Annotated in this window: 29 protein-coding genes and 1 tRNA gene; 11 read left to right on the forward strand and 19 right to left on the reverse strand. The window is 50.3% G+C overall.

Features of this window, described 5'->3' with window-relative positions; all coding sequences use genetic code 11:
- Nucleotides 1-223: 223 nt before the first annotated feature.
- Both QUE74_RS19775 and cca read left to right on the forward strand, forming a co-directional pair.
- Nucleotides 224-844: a TIGR04211 family SH3 domain-containing protein gene (locus QUE74_RS19775; protein WP_001125332.1), complete on the forward strand. Its 621-nt coding sequence runs from the start codon at nt 224-226 to the stop codon at nt 842-844.
- A 63-nt stretch (nt 845-907) separates the two neighbouring features.
- A complete protein-coding gene (gene cca, locus QUE74_RS19780) occupies nt 908-2,146 on the forward strand; it encodes a fused tRNA nucleotidyltransferase/2',3'-cyclic phosphodiesterase/2' nucleotidase/phosphatase Cca (RefSeq protein ID WP_000708488.1) in 1,239 nt (412 codons plus the stop codon).
- An 80-nt stretch (nt 2,147-2,226) separates the two neighbouring features.
- Here the strand turns inward: cca and bacA are convergent, their stop codons facing one another.
- Both bacA and folB read right to left on the reverse strand, forming a co-directional pair.
- The gene (gene bacA, locus QUE74_RS19785; RefSeq protein ID WP_001305111.1) at nt 2,227-3,048 is read right to left on the reverse strand and encodes an undecaprenyl-diphosphate phosphatase; all 822 of its coding nucleotides are present in this window, start codon (nt 3,046-3,048) and stop codon (nt 2,227-2,229) included.
- Nucleotides 3,049-3,138: 90 nt separating this feature from the next.
- Nucleotides 3,139-3,507, reverse strand: coding sequence for a bifunctional dihydroneopterin aldolase/7,8-dihydroneopterin epimerase (gene folB, locus QUE74_RS19790; RefSeq protein ID WP_001295541.1), 369 nt, complete (start codon nt 3,505-3,507; stop codon nt 3,139-3,141).
- A 104-nt stretch (nt 3,508-3,611) separates the two neighbouring features.
- On the opposite strand from folB, the gene plsY reads away from it, so the two are divergent.
- The gene (gene plsY, locus QUE74_RS19795; RefSeq protein ID WP_001272796.1) at nt 3,612-4,229 is read left to right on the forward strand and encodes a glycerol-3-phosphate 1-O-acyltransferase PlsY; all 618 of its coding nucleotides are present in this window, start codon (nt 3,612-3,614) and stop codon (nt 4,227-4,229) included.
- Between the two features lie 12 nt (nt 4,230-4,241).
- Here plsY and ttdR read toward each other — a convergent pair whose 3' ends face one another.
- Nucleotides 4,242-5,174, reverse strand: a complete 933-nt coding sequence (gene ttdR / locus QUE74_RS19800) for an L-tartrate utilization transcriptional activator TtdR (protein WP_000935203.1) — start codon at nt 5,172-5,174, stop codon at nt 4,242-4,244.
- A gap of 206 nt (nt 5,175-5,380) precedes the next feature.
- Here ttdR and ttdA point away from each other — a divergent pair, with 206 nt between their 5' ends.
- The 3 genes from ttdA to ttdT are packed head-to-tail and all read left to right on the forward strand — an operon-like array spanning nt 5,381 to nt 8,406.
- Nucleotides 5,381-6,292: a L(+)-tartrate dehydratase subunit alpha gene (gene ttdA, locus QUE74_RS19805; RefSeq protein WP_000986806.1), complete on the forward strand. Its 912-nt coding sequence runs from the start codon at nt 5,381-5,383 to the stop codon at nt 6,290-6,292.
- Nucleotides 6,289-6,894, forward strand: a complete 606-nt coding sequence (gene ttdB, locus QUE74_RS19810) for a L(+)-tartrate dehydratase subunit beta (protein WP_000722957.1) — start codon at nt 6,289-6,291, stop codon at nt 6,892-6,894. Before ttdA ends, ttdB begins: the two co-directional genes overlap by 4 nt.
- Before the next feature lie 48 nt (nt 6,895-6,942).
- Nucleotides 6,943-8,406, forward strand: coding sequence for an L-tartrate/succinate antiporter (gene ttdT, locus QUE74_RS19815; protein ID WP_000804924.1), 1,464 nt, complete (start codon nt 6,943-6,945; stop codon nt 8,404-8,406).
- A gap of 42 nt (nt 8,407-8,448) precedes the next feature.
- Here ttdT and tsaD read toward each other — a convergent pair whose 3' ends face one another.
- Complete coding sequence (gene tsaD, locus QUE74_RS19820; protein WP_001264356.1) at nt 8,449-9,462, reverse strand: tRNA (adenosine(37)-N6)-threonylcarbamoyltransferase complex transferase subunit TsaD; 1,014 nt, start codon at nt 9,460-9,462, stop codon at nt 8,449-8,451.
- A gap of 237 nt (nt 9,463-9,699) precedes the next feature.
- Between tsaD and rpsU the strand changes: the two genes are divergently transcribed.
- The 3 genes from rpsU (at nt 9,700) to rpoD (ending at nt 13,807) form a co-directional block, all read left to right on the forward strand.
- A complete protein-coding gene (gene rpsU, locus QUE74_RS19825; RefSeq protein WP_001144069.1) occupies nt 9,700-9,915 on the forward strand; it encodes a 30S ribosomal protein S21 in 216 nt (71 codons plus the stop codon).
- Between the two features lie 110 nt (nt 9,916-10,025).
- A complete protein-coding gene (gene dnaG / locus QUE74_RS19830) occupies nt 10,026-11,771 on the forward strand; it encodes a DNA primase (RefSeq protein WP_000918835.1) in 1,746 nt (581 codons plus the stop codon).
- A 194-nt stretch (nt 11,772-11,965) separates the two neighbouring features.
- Entirely contained in the window at nt 11,966-13,807 is a 1,842-nt protein-coding gene (rpoD, locus tag QUE74_RS19835; protein ID WP_000437371.1) for an RNA polymerase sigma factor RpoD, read from the forward strand.
- 78 nt (nt 13,808-13,885) lie between these two features.
- On the opposite strand, the gene mug is transcribed toward rpoD, so the two are convergent.
- Nucleotides 13,886-14,392 (reverse strand): G/U mismatch-specific DNA glycosylase, encoded by a 507-nt coding sequence (mug, locus tag QUE74_RS19840; protein ID WP_000228932.1) that lies wholly within the window; start codon nt 14,390-14,392, stop codon nt 13,886-13,888.
- Nucleotides 14,393-14,516: 124 nt separating this feature from the next.
- On the opposite strand from mug, the gene QUE74_RS19845 reads away from it, so the two are divergent.
- A tRNA-Ile gene (locus QUE74_RS19845) sits at nt 14,517-14,592 on the forward strand.
- Between the two features lie 541 nt (nt 14,593-15,133).
- On the opposite strand, the gene QUE74_RS19850 is transcribed toward QUE74_RS19845, so the two are convergent.
- The 11 genes from QUE74_RS19850 to QUE74_RS19900 all read right to left on the reverse strand — a co-directional run bounded on the left by QUE74_RS19850 (nt 15,134) and on the right by QUE74_RS19900 (nt 22,012).
- Complete coding sequence (locus QUE74_RS19850) at nt 15,134-15,418, reverse strand: hypothetical protein (RefSeq protein WP_024212232.1); 285 nt, start codon at nt 15,416-15,418, stop codon at nt 15,134-15,136.
- A gap of 257 nt (nt 15,419-15,675) precedes the next feature.
- Entirely contained in the window at nt 15,676-16,218 is a 543-nt protein-coding gene (locus tag QUE74_RS19855; RefSeq protein WP_000835287.1) for a terminase small subunit, read from the reverse strand.
- Between the two features lie 201 nt (nt 16,219-16,419).
- Complete coding sequence (locus QUE74_RS19860; protein WP_001179421.1) at nt 16,420-16,803, reverse strand: helix-turn-helix transcriptional regulator; 384 nt, start codon at nt 16,801-16,803, stop codon at nt 16,420-16,422.
- An 11-nt stretch (nt 16,804-16,814) separates the two neighbouring features.
- Nucleotides 16,815-17,156: a head decoration protein gene (locus QUE74_RS19865; protein ID WP_000190777.1), complete on the reverse strand. Its 342-nt coding sequence runs from the start codon at nt 17,154-17,156 to the stop codon at nt 16,815-16,817.
- A gap of 9 nt (nt 17,157-17,165) precedes the next feature.
- Nucleotides 17,166-18,206, reverse strand: a complete 1,041-nt coding sequence (locus QUE74_RS19870; protein ID WP_000228105.1) for a major capsid protein — start codon at nt 18,204-18,206, stop codon at nt 17,166-17,168.
- A gap of 217 nt (nt 18,207-18,423) precedes the next feature.
- The gene (locus QUE74_RS19875) at nt 18,424-18,846 is read right to left on the reverse strand and encodes a single-stranded DNA-binding protein (RefSeq protein WP_000126656.1); all 423 of its coding nucleotides are present in this window, start codon (nt 18,844-18,846) and stop codon (nt 18,424-18,426) included.
- The gene (locus QUE74_RS19880) at nt 18,843-19,088 is read right to left on the reverse strand and encodes a hypothetical protein (protein ID WP_000125509.1); all 246 of its coding nucleotides are present in this window, start codon (nt 19,086-19,088) and stop codon (nt 18,843-18,845) included. Before QUE74_RS19880 ends, QUE74_RS19875 begins: the two co-directional genes overlap by 4 nt.
- 287 nt (nt 19,089-19,375) lie before the next feature.
- Nucleotides 19,376-21,193: a DNA primase family protein gene (locus QUE74_RS19885; RefSeq protein ID WP_042017545.1), complete on the reverse strand. Its 1,818-nt coding sequence runs from the start codon at nt 21,191-21,193 to the stop codon at nt 19,376-19,378.
- Nucleotides 21,190-21,489, reverse strand: coding sequence for a DUF4222 domain-containing protein (locus tag QUE74_RS19890; RefSeq protein ID WP_001261494.1), 300 nt, complete (start codon nt 21,487-21,489; stop codon nt 21,190-21,192). Before QUE74_RS19890 ends, QUE74_RS19885 begins: the two co-directional genes overlap by 4 nt.
- A gap of 6 nt (nt 21,490-21,495) precedes the next feature.
- Nucleotides 21,496-21,816: a hypothetical protein gene (locus QUE74_RS19895; RefSeq protein WP_001113142.1), complete on the reverse strand. Its 321-nt coding sequence runs from the start codon at nt 21,814-21,816 to the stop codon at nt 21,496-21,498.
- Nucleotides 21,809-22,012 (reverse strand): host cell division inhibitor Icd-like protein, encoded by a 204-nt coding sequence (locus QUE74_RS19900; protein ID WP_001247057.1) that lies wholly within the window; start codon nt 22,010-22,012, stop codon nt 21,809-21,811. Before QUE74_RS19900 ends, QUE74_RS19895 begins: the two co-directional genes overlap by 8 nt.
- Nucleotides 22,013-22,157: 145 nt before the next feature.
- Here QUE74_RS19900 and QUE74_RS19905 point away from each other — a divergent pair, with 145 nt between their 5' ends.
- The gene (locus QUE74_RS19905) at nt 22,158-22,340 is read left to right on the forward strand and encodes a YlcI/YnfO family protein (RefSeq protein ID WP_001154805.1); all 183 of its coding nucleotides are present in this window, start codon (nt 22,158-22,160) and stop codon (nt 22,338-22,340) included.
- A 141-nt stretch (nt 22,341-22,481) separates the two neighbouring features.
- Here the strand turns inward: QUE74_RS19905 and QUE74_RS19910 are convergent, their stop codons facing one another.
- From QUE74_RS19910 to QUE74_RS19920, 3 genes are all read right to left on the reverse strand, one after another.
- A complete protein-coding gene (locus tag QUE74_RS19910; RefSeq protein WP_464964970.1) occupies nt 22,482-22,676 on the reverse strand; it encodes a helix-turn-helix domain-containing protein in 195 nt (64 codons plus the stop codon).
- A gap of 135 nt (nt 22,677-22,811) precedes the next feature.
- Nucleotides 22,812-23,498, reverse strand: a complete 687-nt coding sequence (locus QUE74_RS19915; protein WP_001293559.1) for a hypothetical protein — start codon at nt 23,496-23,498, stop codon at nt 22,812-22,814.
- The gene (locus QUE74_RS19920) at nt 23,485-24,912 is read right to left on the reverse strand and encodes a tyrosine-type recombinase/integrase (protein ID WP_097495725.1); all 1,428 of its coding nucleotides are present in this window, start codon (nt 24,910-24,912) and stop codon (nt 23,485-23,487) included. The genes QUE74_RS19915 and QUE74_RS19920 overlap by 14 nt, the downstream gene beginning before the upstream one ends.
- Nucleotides 24,913-25,072: the final 160 nt, after the last annotated feature.

Genomic DNA, 25,072 nt, shown 5'->3' on the forward strand with positions numbered 1-25,072 from the left:
ATGTCACATAAGTGACGATGAACGGCGAACTTAATGCGATCTTTTTTGTCAGTAGATAGTATTTTGCGCCAAATTGCCATGCAACGGGCAATTTGACGGGCGTAAAAGTTTGAAGCAGTGGCAAGACCTGACACAGAGGATTCCGATTGATGTCGAATGCTTTGCGTAGCGACACTGATGCCACTACTATCGTTCCACTTTCCATGACAATAACGACAGCCTGATGCCAAAATTACGCCTGATCGGATTAACTTTACTCGCACTTAGCGCGACTGCCGTCTCACACGCTGAAGAAACGCGCTATGTTTCCGACGAACTGAATACCTGGGTCCGTAGCGGTCCGGGAGACCATTATCGCCTCGTGGGCACGGTTAACGCCGGCGAGGAAGTGACCTTATTACAAACTGACGCCAACACCAATTATGCCCAGGTGAAAGACAGCTCTGGCCGTACCGCCTGGATCCCGTTGAAACAACTTAGCACAGAGCCAAGCCTGCGCTCCCGTGTGCCAGATCTGGAAAATCAGGTCAAAACCCTGACCGATAAGCTCACCAATATCGATAACACCTGGAATCAGCGCACCGCAGAAATGCAGCAAAAAGTGGCGCAGAGCGACAGCGTGATCAACGGGTTAAAAGAAGAAAATCAGAAACTGAAAAACGAGCTGATTGTCGCGCAGAAAAAGGTCGATGCCGCCAGCGTGCAGCTGGATGACAAACAGCGCACCATCATCATGCAGTGGTTTATGTATGGTGGCGGCGTGCTGGGGCTTGGCTTGCTGCTCGGTCTGGTACTGCCGCACCTGATCCCAACGCGCAAACGTAAAGATCGCTGGATGAACTAAATCGCCTTCTTCGTTGCACTGTCTTATTATTAGGAATTGTGTATTTGACGAAGGGATGATGGCGTGAAGATTTATCTGGTCGGTGGTGCTGTTCGGGATGCATTGTTAGGGCTACCGGTCAAAGACAGAGATTGGGTGGTAGTCGGTAGTACGCCACAGGAGATGCTCGACGCGGGCTACCAGCAGGTAGGCCGCGATTTTCCTGTTTTTCTGCATCCGCAAACGCATGAAGAGTATGCGCTGGCACGTACCGAACGGAAATCCGGTTCCGGTTACACCGGTTTTACCTGCTATGCCGCACCGGATGTCACGCTGGAAGATGATCTTAAGCGGCGCGATCTGACCATTAATGCGCTGGCCCAGGACGATAACGGCGAGATTATCGACCCGTACAACGGTCTGGGCGATCTGCAAAATCGTCTGTTGCGCCATGTTTCCCCCGCTTTTGGCGAAGATCCGTTACGTGTACTGCGCGTGGCGCGTTTTGCTGCACGTTATGCCCACCTCGGTTTTCGTATTGCTGATGAAACTCTGGCGCTAATGCGCGAGATGACTCACGCGGGTGAACTGGAACACCTGACGCCTGAACGGGTGTGGAAAGAGACGGAAAGTGCCCTCACCACCCGCAATCCACAAGTGTTCTTCCAGGTGCTGCGCGATTGCGGCGCCCTGCGCGTTCTATTCCCGGAAATTGACGCCCTGTTTGGCGTTCCGGCCCCCGCCAAGTGGCATCCGGAAATCGACACCGGTATTCACACCTTAATGACGCTCTCCATGGCGGCAATGCTGAGTCCGCAGGTCGATGTCCGTTTCGCAACGTTATGCCACGATCTCGGTAAAGGCCTGACGCCGCCAGAACTTTGGCCGCGTCATCATGGTCACGGCCCGGCGGGTGTGAAATTAGTGGAACAACTATGCCAGCGTCTGCGCGTGCCAAATGAAATTCGCGATTTAGCCAGACTGGTGGCTGAGTTTCACGATCTCATCCATACCTTCCCAATGCTGAACCCAAAAACCATCGTCAAATTATTTGATTCCATCGACGCCTGGCGTAAACCGCAGCGTGTCGAGCAACTGGCGTTGACCAGCGAGGCTGACGTGCGTGGCAGAACCGGTTTTGAATCGGTGGACTACCCGCAAGGCCGCTGGTTGCGCGAAGCCTGGGAAGTGGCGCAGTCAGTGCCGACAAAAGACGTCGTTGAAGCGGGATTTAAAGGTGTGGAGATTCGCGAGGAGCTGACCCGACGGCGGATTGCGGCGGTAGCCAGCTGGAAGGAACAACGTTGTCCAAAGCCTGATTAAGCACTTGAATTTCAATTTATTGCAAACACCGGCCAGGTCGGATAAGACGCACAAGCGTCATATCCGACACTATTCCTCAATCAAAAGAACACAACATACACCGCAGCCGCCACAATAAAGCGATAAATGGCGAACGGTATAAACGAAATGCGCTTAATCAATTGCAGGAAGGTTTTAATCGCTATCAGCGCCACCACAAAAGCGGTGATAAACCCAACGGCAAACATCGGGATATCGCCGGTTGTCAGGAAGCCCCAGCTTTTGTAGAGATCGAGCGCCGTTGCGCCCATCATCATCGGCACCGCCAGCAGGAACGAGAACTCGGAAGCCGCGTAACGGCTCACGCCCATCAGCATCCCGCCAGATATGGTCGCCCCGGAGCGTGAAAAACCCGGCCACAGCGCCAGACACTGGAAGCAGCCAATCATAAACGCCTGACGATAGGTCATATCATCGAGACCCGGCGCACGCGGTTCTTTTGGTTTCAGGCATTCGGCGGCAATCAGCAACAGACCGCCAACGACCAGCGCATACATCACATTTATTGGATTAAACAACGACTTAATCGTGTCGTGGAACAACAGCCCCAGTACTACCGCTGGGATCATGCCAAGCAGAATGTGGATCAGCGTTAAACGGCCTTTGCTTTCTCCTTCGTGTTGCAGCGGACGACCAAAGTGAATGCCAATCAGGCCAAACAGACGCCGCCAGAACATCACTACTACCGCCAGAATTGATCCTAACTGGATCACGACTTCAAAGGTTTTCGCCGTGTCGCCCTCAAATCCCAACAAGTGACCGACAATAATCATATGGCCCGTGCTGGATACCGGCAGAAATTCTGTCAATCCTTCGACCACACCCAATATTGCCGCTATCAGCAGCGAGTGCATATCGCTCATCAATAAACCCCTAAATTATAAAAATGTAACGCTTGTCCAAACTACTGCAGTATGACCAGGTTATAACCGTTTGGTTTAACAGCTGTAAAATTAATTATTTTCTTTCAGATTATTGCCACGCTCAATGATGACGCCAACATTCGCCGCCCGCGCCACTGCGCCTGGCTTGCTGAGTTTGATACGCACCCACGGCGAGTTGAAGCGTGCTAACAGCAGCTCCGCCACCTCTTCCGCCACACGTTCCACCAGCGCAAAACGCGCGCCCTCGACGTGGCTGACTACCGTTTCTGCAATGTCAGCGTAACTGAGGCAATCCGCCACATCATCACTTTTCGCCGCTTTACGGTTATCCCACGCCATTTCGATATCGAACACTAACTTCTGTTCGATGGTCTGTTCCCAGTCGTAAACACCAATAGTGGTGATTACCGAAAGTTGCTCTATAAATACAATATCCATCACGTCCTGCCTGCTTTTTGGCTAACCGGATACCACTTCCGGCGAAATGTGCGTATTATCCACAGATTCATCGTTGAACACGAATTTTCAAAACGGAACAGCTTATGAGTGCAATCGCGCCTGGAATGATCCTCATCGCGTACCTCTGCGGCTCCATTTCCAGTGCCATTCTGGTTTGCCGCTTGTGTGGGCTGCCCGATCCGCGAACCAGCGGCTCCGGTAATCCTGGCGCAACCAATGTGTTACGTATCGGTGGCAAGGGAGCAGCCGTAGCAGTACTGATTTTCGACGTTCTGAAAGGAATGTTGCCCGTCTGGGGCGCGTATGAATTAGGTGTCAGCCCCTTCTGGCTAGGCTTAATTGCCATCGCCGCCTGCCTTGGACACATCTGGCCCGTTTTCTTCGGTTTTAAAGGAGGAAAAGGCGTTGCTACCGCTTTTGGTGCCATCGCACCAATTGGCTGGGATCTCACCGGAGTAATGGCGGGAACCTGGTTACTGACCGTGCTATTGAGCGGATACTCGTCGCTGGGAGCGATTGTCAGCGCACTGATTGCTCCATTTTACGTCTGGTGGTTTAAGCCACAATTCACCTTCCCGGTTTCGATGCTCTCATGCCTGATCCTGCTGCGCCATCATGACAACATCCAGCGTCTGTGGCGTCGTCAGGAGACAAAAATCTGGACGAAATTCAAAAGAAAGCGCGAAAAGGATCCTGAGTGATTTTTCGCGAGTCTACATAACCTGATAGCCTTCGTCGGGCTTGCCTAGCCGCTGCTGGCACCATGCCGCCAGAAATTCCACGCAGACACGTAATTTCATGCTGCGATAGAGCGGCTCCCGGTAAACAGCCCAGATATTGGCGCTTTGTGCATACTCCGGCAATACTCGCACCAGTTTGCCACTCTCCAGAAACGGTAAAACATCCCACTCAGAACGCAGCATAATTCCTTTTCCTTCCAGCGCCCATTGCAGCACAATCTCGCCGCTATTGGAGGAAAGGTGCCCGCTTACCTTCACCGATTTTTTCTCCTGACCGTTCCCCAACTCCCATATTCCGTGGGTCATATCACGCTCTTTGGTCACAAGACAGTCATGACGACTTAATTCCTGCAAGGATAGTGGCTGCGGATATTTTTGCAGATACTCAGGTGCTGCACATAATATTCGTTTATTTTTTGTCAAAAGATGCGCAATATAATAATCAGGAATTTCGTCATTAATACGAATATCCAGATCAATATTATCCTGCACTAAATCAATTTGCCGATCGAACAATTCAAAATGCACCTGTAACTCAGGATAATTGCGCATCAGTTCGGTAATAGCTGGCGCAATATGGCTGCGCCCAAAACCAAAACTACAGCCAATACGAATCATCCCCTCCGGGCGCGTTTTGATTTGCGTGACGTCATCGACCAGTCGCTGATATTGGGTGAGGATTTCCAGCGCATGCTCGTAACAACGTTGGCCACTTTCAGTCAGCGCCACGCCGCGGGCGGAGCGGTTCAGCAGCGTTGTTGCCAGCGTATTTTCAAGGATTTGGATCCGCTTGGTGACAAATGCAGGCGTTTGCCCAAGCGTCGCCGCTGCAGCACTAAAACTCCCGCTGTGGACGATTTCTACCAGTACCTGCAAATCTTTGGCTAAAGGCCAGCTATTCAGCATCGTTAATTATCCGCAGTTGTGATAAGCGCAGTGTATTTCGCAAAACATTGCCATTCCCTGCTCTGGCGCAATATTCATTCTTATTTTCGCGTTGATTCACGAACTGTGAATTACATATTCACGGCGGCAAAAAATATAAAACCACATTTTTAGTGGTAGTTTGTGGCGGTGAATTTTTCCAGACAAATACATAAACTGGAGTTGCCATGATGAGCGAAAGTAATAAGCAACAGGCAGTGAATAAGTTGACGGAGATTGTCGCTAACTTTACCGCCATGATTTCTACCCGAATGCCCGATGACGTGGTGGACAAACTAAAACAGCTAAAGGATGCCGAAACGTCGTCGATGGGGAAAATCATCTACCACACGATGTTCGACAACATGCAAAAAGCAATCGACCTGAATCGTCCTGCCTGTCAGGACACCGGCGAAATCATGTTTTTTGTTAAGGTCGGTTCCCGTTTCCCACTGCTTGGCGAGCTGCAAAGCATTCTTAAGCAAGCCGTGGAAGAGGCAACCGTCAAAGCGCCACTGCGTCACAATGCGGTAGAAATTTTTGACGAAGTGAACACCGGCAAAAATACCGGCAGCGGCGTACCGTGGGTCACCTGGGATATCGTCCCCGACGGTGACGATGCGGAAATCGAAGTTTACATGGCAGGCGGCGGCTGCACGTTGCCTGGTCGTTCGAAAGTGTTAATGCCGTCGGAAGGCTACGAAGGCGTAGTGAAATTCGTCTTCGAAAATATCTCCACCCTCGCCGTAAACGCCTGTCCACCGGTACTGGTAGGCGTGGGCATCGCCACCTCGGTGGAAACCGCCGCTGTGCTCTCACGTAAAGCCATTTTGCGCCCGATTGGCAGCCGCCATCCCAATCCAAAAGCGGCAGAGCTGGAACTACGCCTGGAAGAAGGACTCAACCGTCTGGGGATTGGTCCACAGGGGCTGACTGGCAACAGTTCAGTGATGGGCGTACATATCGAATCTGCCGCCCGCCATCCGTCAACCATCGGCGTTGCTGTTTCTACCGGCTGCTGGGCGCATCGTCGCGGCACACTGCTGGTTCATGCCGATCTCACCTTTGAAAATCTGTCTCACACCCGGAGCGCGTTATGAAAAAGATCCTGACAACCCCGATCAAAGCTGAAGATCTGCAAGATATTCGCGTCGGCGATGTGATCTACCTGACCGGTACGCTGGTAACCTGCCGTGACGTTTGTCACCGTCGCTTGATCGAACTCAAACGTCCGATCCCTTACGATCTCAACGGCAAAGCGATTTTCCACGCTGGCCCCATCGTGCGCAAAAACGGCGACAAATGGGAGATGGTATCCGTCGGCCCGACAACCAGTATGCGTATGGAAAGTTTTGAACGTGAATTTATCGAACAGACCGGCGTGAAACTGGTGGTCGGCAAAGGCGGAATGGGGCCGCTGACCGAAGAAGGCTGCCAGAAATTCAAGGCGCTGCATGTGATTTTCCCGGCAGGCTGCGCAGTACTGGCGGCAACCCAGGTGGAAGAGATTGAAGAGGTGCACTGGACAGAACTCGGGATGCCGGAGTCGCTGTGGGTCTGCCGGGTCAAAGAGTTCGGTCCGCTGATTGTCTCTATTGATACCCACGGCAACAACCTGATAGCCGAAAACAAAAAGCTGTTCGCCGAACGCCGCGATCCCATCGTGGAAGAGATTTGCGAGCACGTCCACTACATCAAATAACCCTCCCGGAGAGGCTCACCCCCTCTCCTTTTTCGCAGGCATAACACGATGAAACCTTCCACTGAATGGTGGCGATACCTTGCGCCGCTGGCGGTCATCGCCATTATTGCTCTAATTCCGGTTCCCGCAGGGCTGGAGAGTCATACCTGGCTCTACTTTGCCGTTTTTACTGGCGTGATCGTTGGACTGATCCTCGAACCCGTGCCGGGTGCCGTGGTGGCGATGGTGGGTATCTCCATTATCGCCATTCTCTCGCCGTGGCTGCTGTTTAGCCCGGAGCAGCTCGCCCAGCCAGGTTTTAAGTTCACCGCCAAATCCCTCTCCTGGGCGGTTTCTGGTTTTTCTAATTCGGTTATCTGGCTGATTTTCGCCGCCTTTATGTTTGGCACAGGCTATGAAAAAACCGGGCTGGGGCGACGTATCGCGCTGATTCTGGTGAAAAAGATGGGGCATCGTACGCTGTTTCTCGGCTATGCGGTGATGTTCTCCGAGCTGATCCTGGCACCTGTAACACCGTCCAACTCGGCGCGCGGTGCGGGGATTATCTATCCCATCATCCGTAACCTGCCACCGCTCTATCAATCACAACCAAACGACAGCAGTTCGCGCAGCATTGGCTCGTACATCATGTGGATGGGGATTGTTGCCGACTGTGTGACCAGCGCCATTTTCCTGACGGCGATGGCACCTAACTTGCTGTTAATTGGCCTGATGAAAAGCGCATCTCACGCCACACTGAGTTGGGGCGACTGGTTTCTCGGCATGTTGCCGCTCAGCATTTTACTGGTTCTGCTGGTTCCCTGGCTGGCTTACGTGCTGTACCCGCCGGTACTGAAGTCTGGTGATCAGGTGCCACGCTGGGCAGAGACGGAACTGCAGGCAATGGGCCCGCTCTGTTCGCGTGAAAAACGGATGCTGGGGCTGATGGTAGGCGCACTGGTGCTGTGGATTTTCGGCGGTGATTATATCGATGCCGCGATGGTCGGTTACAGCGTGGTGGCACTGATGCTGCTTCTGCGCATTATCTGCTGGGACGATATTGTCAGTAATAAAGCGGCGTGGAACGTTTTCTTCTGGCTGGCCTCGCTTATCACCCTCGCTACCGGACTCAACAACACCGGTTTTATTAGCTGGTTTGGCAAACTGTTAGCAGGCAGCTTAAGCGGTTATTCGCCAACGATGGTGATGGTGGCGTTGATTGTGGTCTTTTATCTGCTACGCTACTTCTTTGCCAGCGCCACGGCGTATACCTCCGCTCTCGCGCCGATGATGATTGCCGCCGCGCTGGCGATGCCGGAAATCCCGCTTCCCGTGTTCTGCCTGATGGTTGGCGCGGCCATTGGTCTGGGGAGCATTCTTACACCATACGCCACCGGACCCAGTCCGATTTACTACGGTAGTGGTTATCTGCCAACGGTGGATTACTGGCGACTGGGTGCAATTTTTGGGCTGATATTCCTCGTGTTGCTGGTGATTACCGGCTTACTGTGGATGCCCGTGGTGTTGCTTTAAGTGAGGACGGTGCCGGAAGTGACTCTCCGGCACCTAATAGTTTTACGCGGCCGGTAACTCTGCCAGCGGCCAGCGCGGACGCACGCTAACGCCGAGATCCGCCGTCGCGCCTGCTTTAAACCGCACCATTCCGGCATAGGCGATCATCGCGCCGTTATCAGTACAAAATTCCGGACGCGCGTAGAACACTTCGCCACGGCGTTTTTTCATCATTTCAGCCAGCTTCGCCCGTAACGTGCGGTTAGCACTCACGCCGCCTGCCATTACCAGTCGCTTAAAGCCCGTCTGATCCAGCGCTCGCTTACACTTAATCATCAACGTATCGACCACCGCATCTTCAAAGGCGCGGGCGATATCAGCACGCGTCTGGTCGTCGGTGCCGTTGTCACGAATCGTGTTCGCCGCAAAGGTTTTCAGACCAGAAAAGCTGAAATCCAGCCCTGGGCGGTCAGTCATCGGGCGCGGGAAGACAAAGCGCCCGGCTGTACCCTGCGCCGCCATTTTCGACAGTAACGGACCACCAGGATAATCGAGCCCTAACAGTTTCGCGGTTTTATCAAAGGCTTCACCGGCGGCATCATCGATAGACTCGCCGAGCAGCTCGTACTGACCAATGCCAGTCACGCTGATTAACTGCGTATGACCGCCGGAAACCAGCAGCGCGACAAACGGAAATTCCGGTGGGTTATCTTCCAGCATCGGCGCTAACAGATGCCCTTCCATATGGTGTACAGGGATCGCCGGAACGCCCCAGGCAAACGCCAGCGAACGCCCGACCGTTGCGCCAACCAACAGCGCACCGACTAATCCAGGGCCTGCAGTATAGGCCACGGCGTCAATGTCTTTTGCCGTTAAACCGGACTCTTTCAGCGCCGCCTGGATCAACGGTACGGTTTTACGCACGTGATCGCGGGAGGCCAGTTCAGGCACGACGCCGCCGTAGTCAGCGTGCAATTTCACCTGACTATACAATTGGTTGGCTAACAAACCTTTTTCATCGTCGTAAATGGCGATGCCGGTTTCATCGCAGGAAGTTTCAATACCCAGTACACGCATGACTTGTTTTACCTCGCTTTATTACCGCGCAGTGTAGGACCAATGCGGGTTGATGTAAAACTTTGTTCGCCCCTGGAGAAAGCCTCGTGTATACTCCTCACCCTTATAAAAGTCCCTTTCAAAAAAGGCCGCGGTGCTTTACAAAGCAGCAGCAATTGCAGTAAAATTCCGCACCATTTTGAAATAAGCTGGCGTTGATGCCAGCGGCAAACCGAATTAATCAAAGGTGAGAGGCACATGCCGGTAATTAAAGTACGTGAAAACGAGCCGTTCGACGTAGCTCTGCGTCGCTTCAAGCGTTCCTGCGAAAAAGCAGGTGTTCTGGCGGAAGTTCGTCGTCGTGAGTTCTATGAAAAACCGACTACCGAACGTAAGCGCGCTAAAGCTTCTGCAGTGAAACGTCACGCGAAGAAACTGGCTCGCGAAAACGCACGCCGCACTCGTCTGTACTAATTCCCCGAGAGCGTTGCTCTCCGATCAGACCGAGTTGTAGTTGTAAGGCCGTGCTTCCGAAAGGAATGCGCGGCTTATTTTCGTTTATGAATTGCTAAAAATCGGGGCCTATGGCTGGACGAATCCCACGCGTATTCATTAATGATCTGCTGGCACGCACTGACATCGTCGATCTGATCGATGCTCGTGTGAAGCTGAAAAAGCAGGGCAAGAATTTCCACGCGTGTTGTCCATTCCACAACGAGAAAACCCCGTCATTCACCGTTAACGGTGAAAAACAGTTTTACCACTGCTTTGGATGTGGCGCGCACGGCAATGCGATCGACTTCCTGATGAACTATGACAAGCTCGAGTTCGTCGAAACGGTCGAAGAGCTGGCGGCAATGCACAATCTTGAAGTGCCATTTGAAGCAGGCAGCGGCCCCAGTCAGATCGAGCGCCATCAACGGCAAACGCTTTATCAGTTGATGGACGGTCTGAATACGTTTTACCAACAATCTTTACAGCAACCTGTTGCCACGTCTGCGCGCCAGTATCTGGAAAAACGCGGATTAAGCCACGAGGTTATTGCCCGCTTTGCGATTGGTTTTGCGCCCCCCGGCTGGGACAACGTCCTGAAACGGTTTGGCGGTAATCCAGAAAATCGTCAGTCATTGATTGATGCGGGCATGTTGGTCACCAACGATCAGGGTCGCAGTTACGATCGTTTCCGCGAGCGGGTGATGTTCCCCATTCGCGATAAACGCGGTCGGGTAATTGGTTTTGGCGGGCGCGTGCTGGGCAACGATACCCCCAAATACCTGAACTCGCCGGAAACCGATATTTTCCATAAAGGCCGCCAGCTATACGGTCTTTATGAGGCGCAGCAGGATAACGCTGAACCCAATCGTCTGCTTGTGGTCGAAGGCTATATGGACGTGGTGGCGCTGGCGCAATACGGCATTAATTACGCCGTTGCGTCGTTAGGCACGTCAACCACTGCCGATCACATTCAGTTGTTGTTCCGCGCGACCAACAATGTCATTTGCTGTTATGACGGCGACCGTGCAGGTCGCGATGCTGCCTGGCGAGCGTTGGAAACGGCGTTGCCTTACATGACAGACGGACGGCAGCTACGTTTTATGTTTTTGCCTGATGGCGAAGACCCTGACACGCTGGTACGCAAAGAAGGTAAAGAGGCGTTTGAAGCGCGGATGGAGCAGGCGATGCCACTCTCCGCTTTTCTGTTTAACAGTCTGATGCCGCAAGTTGATCTGAGTACCCCTGACGGGCGCGCACGTTTGAGTACGCTGGCACTGCCATTGATATCGCAGGTGCCGGGCGAAACGCTGCGAATATATCTTCGTCAGGAATTAGGCAACAAATTAGGCATACTTGATGACAGCCAGCTTGAACGATTAATGCCAAAAACGGCAGAGAGCAGCGTTTCTCGCCCTGTTCCACAGCTAAAACGCACGACCATGCGTATACTTATAGGGTTGCTGGTGCAAAATCCAGAATTAGCGACATTGGTCCCGCCGCTTGAGAATCTGGATGAAAATAAGCTCCCTGGACTTGGCTTATTCAGAGAACTGGTCAACACTTGTCTCTCTCAGCCAGGTCTGACCACCGGGCAACTTTTAGAGCACTATCGTGGTACAAATAATGCTGCCACCCTTGAAAAACTGTCGATGTGGGACGATATAGCAGATAGGAATATTGCTGAGCAAACCTTCACCGACTCACTCAACCATATGTTTGATTCGCTGCTTGAACTGCGCCAGGAAGAGTTAATCGCTCGTGAGCGCACGCATGGTTTAAGCAACGAAGAACGCCTGGAGCTCTGGACATTAAACCAGGAGCTGGCGAAAAAGTAATTTAACGGCTTAAGTGCCGAAGAGCGATCGGGAAGCCCCCGACAGCCGCACTGAGAGGCAGCGGCAAATATATAAGTACGCCCTCGTAATTATCGTTGGCGGTAAATAACCGTTGGATTTCAGCGTTAACGGCTGAAGGACAGCGGGTCAATCGCCCAACACCAACCTCATGAAATAAGTGTGGATACCGTCTTATGGAGCAAAACCCGCAGTCACAGCTGAAACTTCTTGTCACCCGTGGTAAGGAGCAAGGCTATCTGACCTATGCCGAGGTCAATGACCATCTGCCGGAAGATATCGTCGATTCAGATCAGATCGAAGACATCATCCAAATGATCAACGACATGGGCATTCAGGTGATGGAAGAAGCACCGGATGCCGATGATCTGATGCTGGCTGAAAACACCGCGGACGAAGATGCTGCCGAAGCCGCCGCGCAGGTGCTTTCCAGCGTGGAATCTGAAATCGGGCGCACGACTGACCCGGTACGCATGTACATGCGTGAAATGGGCACCGTTGAACTGTTGACCCGCGAAGGCGAAATTGACATCGCTAAGCGTATTGAAGACGGGATCAACCAGGTTCAATGCTCCGTTGCTGAATATCCGGAAGCGATCACCTATCTGCTGGAACAGTACGATCGTGTTGAAGCAGAAGAAGCGCGTCTGTCCGATCTGATCACCGGCTTTGTTGACCCGAACGCAGAAGAAGATCTGGCACCTACCGCCACTCACGTCGGTTCTGAGCTTTCCCAGGAAGATCTGGACGATGACGAAGATGAAGACGAAGAAGATGGCGATGACGATAGCGCCGATGATGACAACAGCATCGACCCGGAACTGGCTCGCGAAAAATTTGCGGAACTGCGCGCTCAGTACGTTGTAACGCGTGACACCATCAAAGCGAAAGGTCGCAGTCACGCAGCCGCTCAGGAAGAGATCCTGAAACTGTCTGAAGTATTCAAACAGTTCCGCCTGGTGCCGAAGCAGTTTGACTACCTGGTCAACAGCATGCGCGTCATGATGGACCGCGTTCGTACGCAAGAACGTCTGATCATGAAGCTCTGCGTTGAGCAGTGCAAAATGCCGAAGAAAAACTTCATTACCCTGTTTACCGGCAACGAAACCAGCGATACCTGGTTCAACGCGGCAATTGCGATGAACAAGCCGTGGTCGGAAAAACTGCACGATGTCTCTGAAGAAGTGCATCGCGCCCTGCAGAAACTGCAGCAGATTGAAGAAGAAACCGGCCTGACCATCGAGCAGGTTAAAGATATCAACCGTCGTATGTCCATCGGTGAAGCGAAAGCCCGCCGTGCGAAGAAAGAGATGGTTGAAGCGAACCTACGTCTGGTTATTTCTATCGCTAAGAAATACACCAACCGTGGCTTGCAGTTCCTTGACCTGATTCAGGAAGGTAACATCGGCCTGATGAAAGCGGTAGATAAGTTCGAATATCGCCGTGGTTACAAGTTCTCCACCTACGCAACCTGGTGGATCCGTCAGGCGATTACTCGTTCTATCGCGGATCAGGCGCGCACCATCCGTATTCCAGTGCATATGATTGAGACTATCAACAAGCTCAACCGTATTTCTCGCCAGATGCTGCAAGAGATGGGCCGCGAGCCGACGCCGGAAGAACTGGCTGAACGTATGCTGATGCCGGAAGACAAGATCCGCAAAGTGCTGAAAATCGCCAAAGAGCCAATCTCCATGGAAACGCCGATCGGTGATGATGAAGATTCGCATCTGGGGGATTTCATCGAGGATACCACCCTCGAGCTGCCGCTGGATTCTGCGACCACTGAAAGCCTGCGTGCGGCAACGCACGACGTGCTGGCTGGCCTGACCGCGCGTGAAGCGAAAGTTCTGCGTATGCGTTTCGGTATCGACATGAACACCGACCACACGCTGGAAGAAGTGGGTAAACAGTTCGACGTTACCCGCGAACGTATCCGTCAGATCGAAGCGAAGGCGCTGCGTAAACTGCGTCACCCGAGCCGTTCTGAAGTGCTGCGTAGCTTCCTGGACGATTAATCGGTAGGTCGGATCAGGCGTTACGCCACATCCGGCACTTTTCCCTTTGCACAAACGCCACCTTTTCGGTGGCGTTTTTTATCGCCCACGCACTACCAGCGCCTGGTCCAGTTCCCGATACGCCTCAACCAGTTTCTCCAGTGAAACGCGACTTAAACCGCTGGGATTTGGCAGTACCCAAATCTGCGTCGAACCAATAGTGAGCGTTTGCTTCCCCCACTGTGCACCGCGTTGGCTGAATCCTTGCTCAAACGCCTGTTTGCCCAGAATTGCCAACGCTTGTGGTTGGTAATCTTCAATTTTTTCAATCAGCTTACGCCCGCCTGCGTGCAGCTCCTGCTTTGAAACTTCATTGGCTTGCACCGTTGGACGGTCTACCAGTTTGGTGACGCCACAACGATAATCCAGCAGATGCTGCGCCTCCTGCGGCTTCAACTGACGGTCGGTAAACCCGGCCTGATATATCACCTTCCAGAAGCGATTTGCCGGATGAGCAAAGGGAAAACCAGTTCCGGCGGATGAAAGACCAGGGTTGATACCGCAAAACACAACCCGTAACCCTGGAGCCAAAATATCCTCAACCATATTTACTCCTTTCTAACATCACCAGGAAAAGTATAACGGATTGAAAATACATTGTTTATAAAAACAGCAGGCGAGCGGTAATGGCTGGATTGCGACACGGAGTTACTTTATAATCCGCTACCATGGCCCCTTAGCTCAGTGGTTAGAGCAGGCGACTCATAATCGCTTGGTCGTTGGTTCAAACCCAACAGGGGCCACCATATCTATCAAGGGGTTACGTTAACAGCGTGACCCCTTCGTTTTTTCTAGGATACCTATAGGATACCGTGACAGAGTATAAGCAGGTATAAAAACAACAAGTTACGCAACATCATACCTGTCATGAAACTTTAACTATCCGACATGATAGCTGGTCGATGATCACGGATAATCCGTTATGTGGATCCCCATATCGGCATCAGGCCCACCAGCGTGAAGCGTTTTTCATTTTTCGCGGGTATAAAAAATCGATGGGGCTGGCAGTCCGGAAGACGTCAGGGTACAGAGATTTGACCCGCCCCTCCCTGTGCATGGGCACAATAAGTAACCGAAGGCGGAATTCCGCCCTCGGTACTCACATATGAGAAACGATATTTCTTCCTCTGATACCCAAAATATGGGTATCACAAGTAACCCCCAAAATCTGGGTGTTGCTCTTACTACCCAAACTACGGGTAGTTTCCGTAATTTCATGGTCGAGTTGCAGATCTGCAACTCACCCACCAGCCAACGCAATTTTGCGTTATCGGGAATATCAGCAAGTTACCGCCGCAGCCGTTCCGGCTTCTTCCACTGGTAAGTATTTTTCGCGCTCTCCCTCCGTTGTTGAGAACGGCGACGGTATGCCAGCAACTCAAGGACTCTGGTTCGTATGTTGCACATATCCACGCCGTTAAGCTCAATACCATCACGGCGCATCACCTCAGCAACAACACGCGCGTAATTTTCGGCTATCACGCTGTCCGGCTGCGTGGCCTCCTGTTCGCCAGCCTGCTGGCTGATTCCGGTAATACTGCGGATTATCCCGAGCGCTTCGGTCTCGGTCATGGTCATGGTCATGGCCTCCATAGTGATGGCGGGTCCTCCTTGTGGGGTGCCCTGCCACGGGGCGGGAGCATCGCGGAAAAAGGCTAGTTTTTGCATTTTTATTCGTCATCACCACCAATGCAATATATTGATATGACTTGATGTTTTATTTTTCGGTGTCGATTTCGATTGTTTTTTGTTCATCACTGACGCATAACGCCCACCAGCGCAACGCTGAAAGCCAGTCAGTAAACTGGCTTCGGTCATTGTGCACTACGTTACTTGTCTTTATCCGGCTGAAACTTATCAGGCACATTTCCGGTAGTTTCCATCAGATAATCGGACAGCATTCGCGGGATGTTTTCATCAAGTTTTGTGCATGCGTTACAGGCTCTGACAACTTCTTTTTTCAGGCCATCCAGCATGACGGGGGTCATCTGTGGGAAGCTCCTTTGCATAGTAAGCGGGAGGCTGTCCATGATTGATGAAATCTGACTCGCCAGTTTTGAAAGCGCGTACATGCAAAACTCTGTATCAATCACGTCACCGCGATCGCGCTCGTTTTTAAGTTCCTGCGCCTCCGCCTGTGCTGTCAGTAATCTGATCCTGACTCGTAAGAGTTCATCATCATCAATCTCGCCTTTGTCGTTTGTAAGCTGGCTAATTGCATTGTTAACCCTATTGTCTATCACGCTGGCAACATCATAAAACGCCTCACGGCCTTTACGTTCAACGGGAGTCACTCCCCACTTGTCGAATGCTGTAGCACTTACCCGGCAGCTTTGCGCCATGGTTTTTTTGTTCATCAGGTGCGATTTCATCAATATCCCAACTTGGTCAAGGTTTCAGGTTGGTGTGTTGGTGTTATCTTTCCCTTTTTATTCATGGAGATAGAGCAAACAACAAAACCACCACCACCACCCTGAAAAAGCTCATAAATAGCGAAAAACCGCGAGGTCGCCGCCCCGTAGCCTACCGGATCGCCGGAAAGGACCCGCCAGCCAGAACGGGCCCTAATTTCATCAACCAATCAACTTATAGCGACCATCCCGTGCATTGCGACGTACACGCTCAATCTTGAGGCATAGCGCCGCATCTGGCTTTTTTGGGACAGGTACGCGGCAATATTCAGAAGCTCGAGGAATATTGTTTATCCAGTCGATCACTTCACTTAAATACCAGGCCTTACGCCCTTCCGTAACCTGTACGCGCTCGGGGAACTCTCCGCGAGCCTCAAGGTTTAGCAATGTGCGACGGCTAAGGGTAGTAAGTTCCATCACCTGATTCATATCAACAAGGCGTTCACTTAAACGCATTTTGTCAGCAATAGCCTTTAATTCCTCTACTGCTGGATCCGGATACATCATTTCGGCAATTGGCTTAAGGTCATTGTAATGATTCTGCATTGTATCCCCCTTTACACACGAGCCAGCGGCTGAACAGAAATACCTGAGCCAACAAACGCGGCAACCTTTGCCGACAGTTCTTTTACAGACTCAGGCCAGTTCAGAGCATCAACATTTAAAACACCTGTCTTATAAACCTGTGCCTGTGTTTTTTTCGCTGTGTCGATTTGTACAGCGGAAACATAAACCGCTTTGCCTGCGCTCGTTCCATCCCATACCACTAGCGCACCAGTTGCATCTTCCTGCATCAGTGGCGTAAACGCAGGTATTACCCCTTTATTGGCTGAAAATATCCCCAGCGTAGTAACCAGTGCTTCAGTGCCAGACATGAGTTCAGTGTAATGAGTAGCCATTGCTCCCCCTTAGCCAATGCGAACGGTAACAAAACGATTGATGCGGGCCGGTATTGGCTGTGGTGCTGAATGTGTCTGCACATATTCAATAGCCGGATCACCAGGCACAATATAGTTTTTCGGTGCAAGTTCGGCTTTAGTCAGCCCCATCCGAATTAGCTCCGGATCCTGAATACCGCCATAAGCGACAATCCCCTGAAGAGCCGTATTGCCAAGCACCATCAAATCAGGATCAAGGAAATATTTTTCAGTTCCGTCCTCGTCGGTATAACGCCCGCTGTAAACAACAATCGCAACATCGCCCATATACCCTTTAAAACTCACCGAATCACCAAGGTCTTTAAGGGCCGTTTCCAGTTCGGAATTAGAACCTCGACGGGTATCCAGAGCCTCTTTTACAGCTCTGAATGAGCGGTATTTTTTCCATACATTGCCGCCCATAATAATGATATTAGTGACTCCCTCACTAAATTCTGCGTAGCTCTCAATATCATCATTTGGATCAAAAGATCCTTTATCCTTACCTGACCACTCAGCACCGCCAGACTGAGTGATGATATTTTGTGGTTTAATATTCCAGTCCAGTTCATAACGTTCAATACCATCGCCCTCAATGATATTTTTCCCCGTTGTGATTGCCTGAACAGCAAGCCATTCAATACGTGCACGTATAGCTTTAGCCTGATTTACAATCGCCTGTTTAACTTTAATATTACGCGCCCCAAAAGCATTGTATTGTTCAGGTGATACACCAGCAGGGCGCACAGCTAACTTATTTGGATCAATGCTGCTTTTCGGTTTCATATAGCCAGGGCGAATTGTTTTTGATTCGTATCCCTCATCTCGTGAAACTTTACTGCCCACCATAGGAGAGCAAAACGCCGCGATCGGGATATTTGGATCGTCGATCGTATCAAGAATAATGTCTCTCGATTCAAACATTACCGAGCGAGTGAAAAACAAACTGGTAAACAACGCATTTAATTTTTTTTGCACATCTTCAGCATTAGCCACCTGCACAAGCTGTGTAGGCGAATATAAATCAACCATACTCATCCTCTTTACATTCATTACAAATAATTGTGAATATATTCTATTACCGATGTCTGCTATGCGAATACATGCAACCAAGTGCAATGTTGTATAAAATCTGCCGTGACAACTTCAGTGCTGATAATTCGTGTTAATGTATTTACTTCCTTTGGTCGGGATTTATGTAGCATGCCGGAAAATCTATTTTCTTCCGGCATTTTTTTATTTGCAGAATTTAAAACGGTATATTATCGCCGTACGGATCATCATTCCCCGACTGTTGTTTTGCCCTGTTCAGTGCGTCAGTAGCCTGGCCCTGTTGACCTTTTTTGCCGCCCGGTCGCGCCGTTCTGGCACTGATTACACTGTCTGCGATAACCTGCCAGCCCTGCCGCGTTTCGCCGTTCTGGCCTGTCCACTGGCTTACCTGCATGTTACCCGCCACGCTCACCAGTTCGCCTTTGTGGTGTTTTGCCAGTGCGTCGGCCTGTCTGCCAAACGCCAGGACGGATAACCACATCGTCGCCGTTCCGTCATCTGCCTGGCTGCACGGAAGTGGGACCGCCATACTCGCCATCGTCATTTGTGTACCCTTGCTGGTGGTCTTTAACTGCGGGTCAGCCACCAGCCGCCCGTAAGCCGCTATCTGTGCTGTCATGCTGTCTGCTCTCCGGTTTTAACGTTGATGGTTGTCACCTGTTCCGCTTCGGCAATCTCCCGTTCTGTCAGCGTGGCAAAGTTTGCAGCTGCCGTTGTCATGAATGAGCTAATCAGTTCGGGATGTGCTTTCGCATATCCTTCCCCGGCGTTGCGGTCGATGATTTTTATCGACACCCTTAACCAGTGTTCCGTCAAATCAAGGGCGTGCGATTGTGATTTTTTTGTGTGCTTCGCTGTCATAGGCTTTATCTCACAGCAGTAAATTAAAATTTTTGCGTTTTAACCCTTCACCTGTTCACCTTTTGATATTTTATCTTTTAATTCATAATGTTAAGGGGTGAACAGTTTCACAAAAACTATTCACCAACTGTTCACCACTGTTCACCCTTGAAGCTCAATAAACAATCAAAAAGGTGAACAGTGAATAGTTTGGTGAACAGTTCATAAATAACTGTTCACCCTATAACATACTGATACAAAAGATATTTATGACAGGGTGAACAGTGGTGAACAGTTATTCCATAAGTTTAATTTTTGCTATCGTCATTAGTGACCGATACACATGATGGCATCCAGTCTTCTGATTCCTCCGTCAGTGTCACGTTTGAACGCAAACCGTGCTTCGTTTTCCGTTTCATATACTCCCTGCCATATTCCGCCATTGCCCCCGGCATATCTTTACCGAAGCGCGTCAGTGTTACAGGTTTACCAAACCCATGTGCCCTCATATAAGCCAGATAGGCATGATAGAGATACCTGCGTGGGCTGAATGGCACAATTTCAGCATTACCCACTAACAGGCCATCACACATTACCGACGCCATGAGATAGCCGCAGAAGTCCACCAGCGAATCCCCCTCTCGCTTTATCGCCAGTGCTTCTTCAGATTTCTGCTGCTCATATAACAGGCGTCTGGCTTCGTCCTGGTCAGCAAACCGTGTAAGCAGATGGCGAATCACTACCGCCAGCTCACCTTCTATTTTTTCCGCCAGCATTGGATCGCGTTCGTTCTCCGGTACAACTTCCGAAAAATTGAATATCACCCGACGACGTGAGATCCCCCCGCTGCGGTCACTGAATGACATGGCGTTATTGTTAACCGCCAGCACTACTGCCGGAATACGCGTTGAGTAGGGGGCTTTGTGTTTCGGGTCAATTGCCACCTTGTCACCGCCTGTAATGGCCTTAATTCCTGCCCCATCACCAGCGTAGCGGGTCATATCCGGCATGATAATCAGCGAAAAGCCAACCACTAACGCGCGTTCCCTTGCATCTTCCAGCGCCTTCATGCTTGCCGATACTGTGTTGGCCTTACCCGCCAGCATGGTGCAAATCTCCGCCATCACGCTTTTACCACTTCCCCCTGGACCTGTTACCTCAATGAATAACTGCCAGTCGTACCGGTTCGCCAGCACCATGAATAATGCAGCCAGTACGCGATCCGCCTTGCGGTCATTCTCAGCCACCGAACGGCGTAACCACTTCCAGAAATTCGGCGCATGTGTTGCCAGCGTTTCCCCCTCTGCTGGTGGGCTGAAAGGTAATTCACTGGCAATTAACAACCAGTCGTTTTTGTTATGCTCCCGAAAATTACCTGTTCTGGTATCAAATACCCCGTTACTGAATCCAATCAGGTTACGGGCTGTATTCCCCATTACAGGCAAACTTAACTTCATGGTATCGACCGCCGATTTAATGGCGTTCTGCGAATAGCTGATCTCTGCATCAATGAAAATCTGCGCCATAGCTCGCTGTAATTCTTTATCCTGTACTGGCTCCCATACAACGCCGTTGTAATGGTGAACAGTGTCAGAGTCAGCATGAATCGCCAGTTCACCGCCATAATGTGCCAGGAGAACTTCGCCGCGTTGACTTGCTCCCATCTGGTTAAGCGCCAGTGATGAAGCGTTATCGTCTTTTACCCGCTCTTTTTTCTTTACAGGCAGTTCAACTACCTTTTTCTTTTCCGCCAGCTCTCCCCGTTCACGTTCCAGATATTCGCGCCAGTTCTCCCGTTTCTGGCTGTGCATTCCTTCAGGGTAATAATCAGCATCCCTGACACCTGCCGCTGCCAGTTTCTGCCCGATGGTATTAACAAGCCCCGGACGCAATAACCCCGCCTGATAGAGACGCACGCGATAGCGTCCGTCCGGTACGATTTGCAGGTTGTCCAGTTCGGCAAGTTGTTGCTCTCCAAGCCAGACAGGAGGCACGTTATCGCCAGCCAGTCGCCCGTCCTGTTCCTGCCACTGCTTCGCATGTGCCCACGCATCACTACCCGCAAAAATGATGACTTCCGTCATTTTGTCACGCGGCTGGTGTTTTAAATTTGGCGCTTTTTTCATTTCTGCTCTCTCCACGCGGCAATCATGTTTTTCAGTTCCTGTAGTTTTTTATCCACATCCACACGTGACACATGGTTATTTCTGGAAGTCGGGATTTCCCGCCGGAATCTGCAAATAAAGATCTCCACGTTCAGCGAACTAAGAAATGAATAGCCATCACGAATAAAATACACACGGTCAAACATCAGTTCTTTTACCGTTACTCTGTTACCGTTCTTATCCAGATAAATAGCGCCGGGGATAATTTTGGGGTGTGCATAACCGCTGGCAGTCAAGCCAGATAAATATGTTCTCATGATTATTTATCCCCGATTTGAATCAGTATTCGCTTTCTTTATGGCATTTAATGCATCTGTGGCATTTTCAATGGTGCACCGTAACGAAATATCAAACTGCCCAAGCATTGCCAGTAACAAACCGATATTACCCATATCAATGCGCATAGCCTTTTCGTCATAGTCCTCATTTTCTGACGCATGCCACATCAGACTACCAATTGACGCAACAGCCATTGATATATTGTCAGTAGCCCCATCCGCAGCGGAATAAACCTTTTTAGCAATATCATGCTCACAGTTAAAATGCGGATTAATCAGGTACTGGTAATTTGACATATCAGGCATGGCACACCCCCTGACGAATACGGGCGGCGAATACCATCACGCAGCCAGCCGGGGATTGCTGGCGTGCTTCCTGTTCGCTGGTGGCCACGATGTGAATCACGCGCGGTTGTGCGGTGCTCAGGGCGATAAAACGCCAGATGTATTTATTCAGGTTGTACGAGTCCCGCCCTTGCGGGTGTATGGTATAATTTCTCATAGCTGCCTCGATACGCTTTCTATCGTTGGTGGTTAGAAGCCCGGTTAGTGTTCCCGCACTGCCGGGCTTCGCTGTATTTAATGGTTGCGTATTTTTAATGTGGTACGTACCATTTGATTTCAGTTTATAACGATGGTACGTACCAATGCAAGAAGAAAATGTGAAACCAAAATTTGATCGCTCCGGCAGCACAAAGAAAAACATCCGCTTCGAAGACACATTGTTGCAACAAATTAACGAAGTTGCAGGACCTGGTAATTTCAGCTCATGGGTAAAAAATGCTTGTCGTGATAAGCTACGCAAAGAAGGCATAGAACCCAAAGGCTGACAGCTAACCAGCAAGCCAGCACACTGATCACATTGCCCACCAGCCGCAAATGTGGCATTGTTGGTGATGCTTTTGTTTTCCCTTGTTCCCACTGGCGACCCTTTTGCGGTCGCCTTTGTTTTATGTGCCATCACTCCCCCCTTACACCGTCTGCGTTCTGCGAGTGGATGCAAGATAAGCATCGAGATCAGTGCGCATATACAGCACTTTGCGCCCCAGCTTATGAAAAGGGATTTTTACCTTGCCAGTACACGCCCAGTTAGCAAGAGTCTGGACACTTACCCCCAAATGCTCGGCAGCTTCTTTGCGGGTCATCTTTTCTAAATGCATGAGTATCACCGTATACTTCTGATTAAGAACAGGTATACGTTATTTAGCGACAGGGAACTCTTGAAGACAGGAAAACCAGATACAAAATCGCATATCTGGTTTACCTGACTGAAATCTGGATTACAGGGGATAAAACTGGATTTATTCTTTGTCTCCAATAACTAACTTAAAATCCCTGTTTTTTTGCGGGGATTTTGGATTCATCCCCGACTCCTTAAGCCATCTCTCTATAGTCCCAACTACAGGGACATCATTCCATTTATTGCGTAAGTGCGCGTATATCTCTGCGGATAGCCCGGGTAAACTGGCATTAGGGTATTTTTTCCAAGTGTTACAAGCTATAGATAACGCTGTTGATTTATGCCTGTTTGTTTTTCCTTTCTTTGCTTTACTACGGTCTTCACTGATAATTTTCTTTACATTAGCTATATCACGTACTGATTTTAATAAACTCTCCGACACTAAAACCGCATATCTTTCACGTAACTGGTCTGCCAGTCTGTTGAAACCAAGAACTTCAAATATAATAGCAGCTTTCAAAACATCATTGAATTCTGAATATACACTATTAAATTTTTTATCAATATCATCACCATACCCAGCACATACAGAAATATTAACCTTTAAATCCTTATTTTCTATCTCTGACGATAATGATAATCTCTCCTCCAGAGACATTTTAGATGGCGTGATATTTGCCATATCGCATATCATTTTTTTTACAAAAGCAGACGCCAGCTCATCTCTAATATAATCTGCAATAGTATTAATATCCTTCGCATCATTATGGTCAAATTCAATTGCAGCAATGATTTTATTTTCTGACATTCAAACCACCATTTGAATTAACGATACTAAATAGTAATGCGCGTTTCTCACTGTCACTCATACTCTCCAGTACAGAAAGCAATTGCGTATCGATAGATTTTTTACTCTCAACTAGCCCGGCATGTTCCAGAATTGCCCGTTCTATCCGTGATGCAGGCTCCAGCAGTTCATCAGCACCGAAATGTAAATACCCCTGCGTTACGTCGGCACTTCGCATAGTGCGGTGATTCATCAGGCGCTTGAGGATGTAATTACCCACGCCCACCAGCTCAGCAACCGTTCCGAACGTCCGGCGTGCGTCGTGCCACTTAAACGGGACAGGGAAGAGCATTTCATCGTTCGCCTCAGGAATGGTAGCCGCGCTTATCCGGTCTATGATGTGCCGTGTCTCCTGAATCACTCCCTTCACGCCAGGAAACACCAGCACATCATCAGCAGCTTTGTTTTTTAGCCTGCGAAGAAACATTTTCCGCAACGTATCAGTGATCGGTAATTCGAGCGGATCCCCGTTTTTCGTGGTGTCTATCCAGAAAAAGCGACCGCCCATATTCACGCGATCCCACGTAAGGCCAAAAACTTCTGATTTCCTCAGTCCGGTAAACAGTGCCATTTCCACGGCATCACATACCGTAACAGCTATATCATCCCTTTCCTGTTCGCCCTGGTCGCGCACAGCAGCTACAGCAGCAAACCAGCGGGGAAAATCATGCAGGCGGATACGTTCCGTTTTTCTTACCGTTCCGTGCCACTGGCGCTTGGTGCTCAGTACCAGAGTCGGCGGATCCGGTAAAAGAGTATTACCCGCATCATCACGGTAATGATCATGCGCAAACCGACACACAGCACGTAGCGCACGCGCCCATAAATCGGCCTGTGCCTTGCTTCCTGTACCAACCCCAGCCCGTAACGTGGTTTTATCAGCACCGAACCATACAGCCCCATCAGTGATGGCCTTATGCCGTTGTTCCACCCGTTCGCGGGAAATACTGGCGAGGGTATGGGCCATCCAGTCACCGGAATAATTCTGTAATATGCTGCGGTACTGTTTTTCTGTGGCGGGTTTCAGGCGGTGGCCACGATTTTTTACGTAGGCGTCAATCGCCTCACTCAGCGTTATCATGGCCTTGTTGTTAGTGCGCTTTGCTATGTTCGGATTTATCCCCGTTGTGGCGACTTCGCCAAGGAGTTCCATAGCTTTAGCCCTGGCATTATCCACGCTCAGATCAGGAAAACGCCCCAGCGTTGCACGAATAAATTTTCCGTTACGCTTACGGGAAATGCAGAAACTTTTCACACCAGACGAACCTACACGGACACGCAGCCCGTTAACCTCCGTATCACCATATTCGACCTGTCCATGTTCCGGCGTTGGCAGTTCTGCAATTTTTACTTTAGAGAATCTGAATAACTTCACTCATACACCCCACCAAGCGATCTGGTATCCTGGAAAATCGCTTGTTCTGCTCCAGGATACCTATAGGATACCGTAAAGAAGTATTTTGGGGTATATACAGGTATTTATACAGTAGTTTTAAAAAATACTAAGGTATTGAAAAGTATCGCTAAGTATCTGT

The organism is Escherichia sp. 10290, assembly GCF_030295155.1.
GTDB classification, from domain to species: Bacteria; Pseudomonadota; Gammaproteobacteria; order Enterobacterales; family Enterobacteriaceae; genus Escherichia; species Escherichia coli_F.

Excerpts from the sequence above, each read along its gene's own strand:
- QUE74_RS19895 (WP_001113142.1), bottom strand. The coding sequence starts at position 21,816 with ATGCCTGATATGTCAAATTACCAGTACCTGATTAATCCGCATTTTAAC.
- ttdB (WP_000722957.1), top strand. The coding sequence starts at position 6,289 with ATGAAAAAGATCCTGACAACCCCGATCAAAGCTGAAGATCTGCAAGAT.
- ttdR (WP_000935203.1), bottom strand. The coding sequence starts at position 5,174 with ATGCTGAATAGCTGGCCTTTAGCCAAAGATTTGCAGGTACTGGTAGAA.
- mug (WP_000228932.1), bottom strand. The coding sequence starts at position 14,392 with ATGGTTGAGGATATTTTGGCTCCAGGGTTACGGGTTGTGTTTTGCGGT.
- folB (WP_001295541.1), bottom strand. The coding sequence starts at position 3,507 with ATGGATATTGTATTTATAGAGCAACTTTCGGTAATCACCACTATTGGT.
- QUE74_RS19870 (WP_000228105.1), bottom strand. The coding sequence starts at position 18,206 with ATGGTTGATTTATATTCGCCTACACAGCTTGTGCAGGTGGCTAATGCT.
- QUE74_RS19875 (WP_000126656.1), bottom strand. The coding sequence starts at position 18,846 with ATGACAGCACAGATAGCGGCTTACGGGCGGCTGGTGGCTGACCCGCAG.
- QUE74_RS19915 (WP_001293559.1), bottom strand. The coding sequence starts at position 23,498 with ATGTCAGAAAATAAAATCATTGCTGCAATTGAATTTGACCATAATGAT.
- rpoD (WP_000437371.1), top strand. The coding sequence starts at position 11,966 with ATGGAGCAAAACCCGCAGTCACAGCTGAAACTTCTTGTCACCCGTGGT.
- plsY (WP_001272796.1), top strand. The coding sequence starts at position 3,612 with ATGAGTGCAATCGCGCCTGGAATGATCCTCATCGCGTACCTCTGCGGC.
- bacA (WP_001305111.1), bottom strand. The coding sequence starts at position 3,048 with ATGAGCGATATGCACTCGCTGCTGATAGCGGCAATATTGGGTGTGGTC.
- tsaD (WP_001264356.1), bottom strand. The coding sequence starts at position 9,462 with ATGCGTGTACTGGGTATTGAAACTTCCTGCGATGAAACCGGCATCGCC.
- QUE74_RS19850 (WP_024212232.1), bottom strand. The coding sequence starts at position 15,418 with ATGACCGAGACCGAAGCGCTCGGGATAATCCGCAGTATTACCGGAATC.
- QUE74_RS19900 (WP_001247057.1), bottom strand. The coding sequence starts at position 22,012 with ATGAGAAATTATACCATACACCCGCAAGGGCGGGACTCGTACAACCTG.
- QUE74_RS19855 (WP_000835287.1), bottom strand. The coding sequence starts at position 16,218 with ATGAAATCGCACCTGATGAACAAAAAAACCATGGCGCAAAGCTGCCGG.
- QUE74_RS19880 (WP_000125509.1), bottom strand. The coding sequence starts at position 19,088 with ATGACAGCGAAGCACACAAAAAAATCACAATCGCACGCCCTTGATTTG.
- QUE74_RS19775 (WP_001125332.1), top strand. The coding sequence starts at position 224 with ATGCCAAAATTACGCCTGATCGGATTAACTTTACTCGCACTTAGCGCG.
- ttdA (WP_000986806.1), top strand. The coding sequence starts at position 5,381 with ATGATGAGCGAAAGTAATAAGCAACAGGCAGTGAATAAGTTGACGGAG.
- QUE74_RS19860 (WP_001179421.1), bottom strand. The coding sequence starts at position 16,803 with ATGCAGAATCATTACAATGACCTTAAGCCAATTGCCGAAATGATGTAT.
- QUE74_RS19865 (WP_000190777.1), bottom strand. The coding sequence starts at position 17,156 with ATGGCTACTCATTACACTGAACTCATGTCTGGCACTGAAGCACTGGTT.
- dnaG (WP_000918835.1), top strand. The coding sequence starts at position 10,026 with ATGGCTGGACGAATCCCACGCGTATTCATTAATGATCTGCTGGCACGC.
- QUE74_RS19885 (WP_042017545.1), bottom strand. The coding sequence starts at position 21,193 with ATGAAAAAAGCGCCAAATTTAAAACACCAGCCGCGTGACAAAATGACG.
- ttdT (WP_000804924.1), top strand. The coding sequence starts at position 6,943 with ATGAAACCTTCCACTGAATGGTGGCGATACCTTGCGCCGCTGGCGGTC.
- QUE74_RS19905 (WP_001154805.1), top strand. The coding sequence starts at position 22,158 with ATGCAAGAAGAAAATGTGAAACCAAAATTTGATCGCTCCGGCAGCACA.
- rpsU (WP_001144069.1), top strand. The coding sequence starts at position 9,700 with ATGCCGGTAATTAAAGTACGTGAAAACGAGCCGTTCGACGTAGCTCTG.
- QUE74_RS19890 (WP_001261494.1), bottom strand. The coding sequence starts at position 21,489 with ATGAGAACATATTTATCTGGCTTGACTGCCAGCGGTTATGCACACCCC.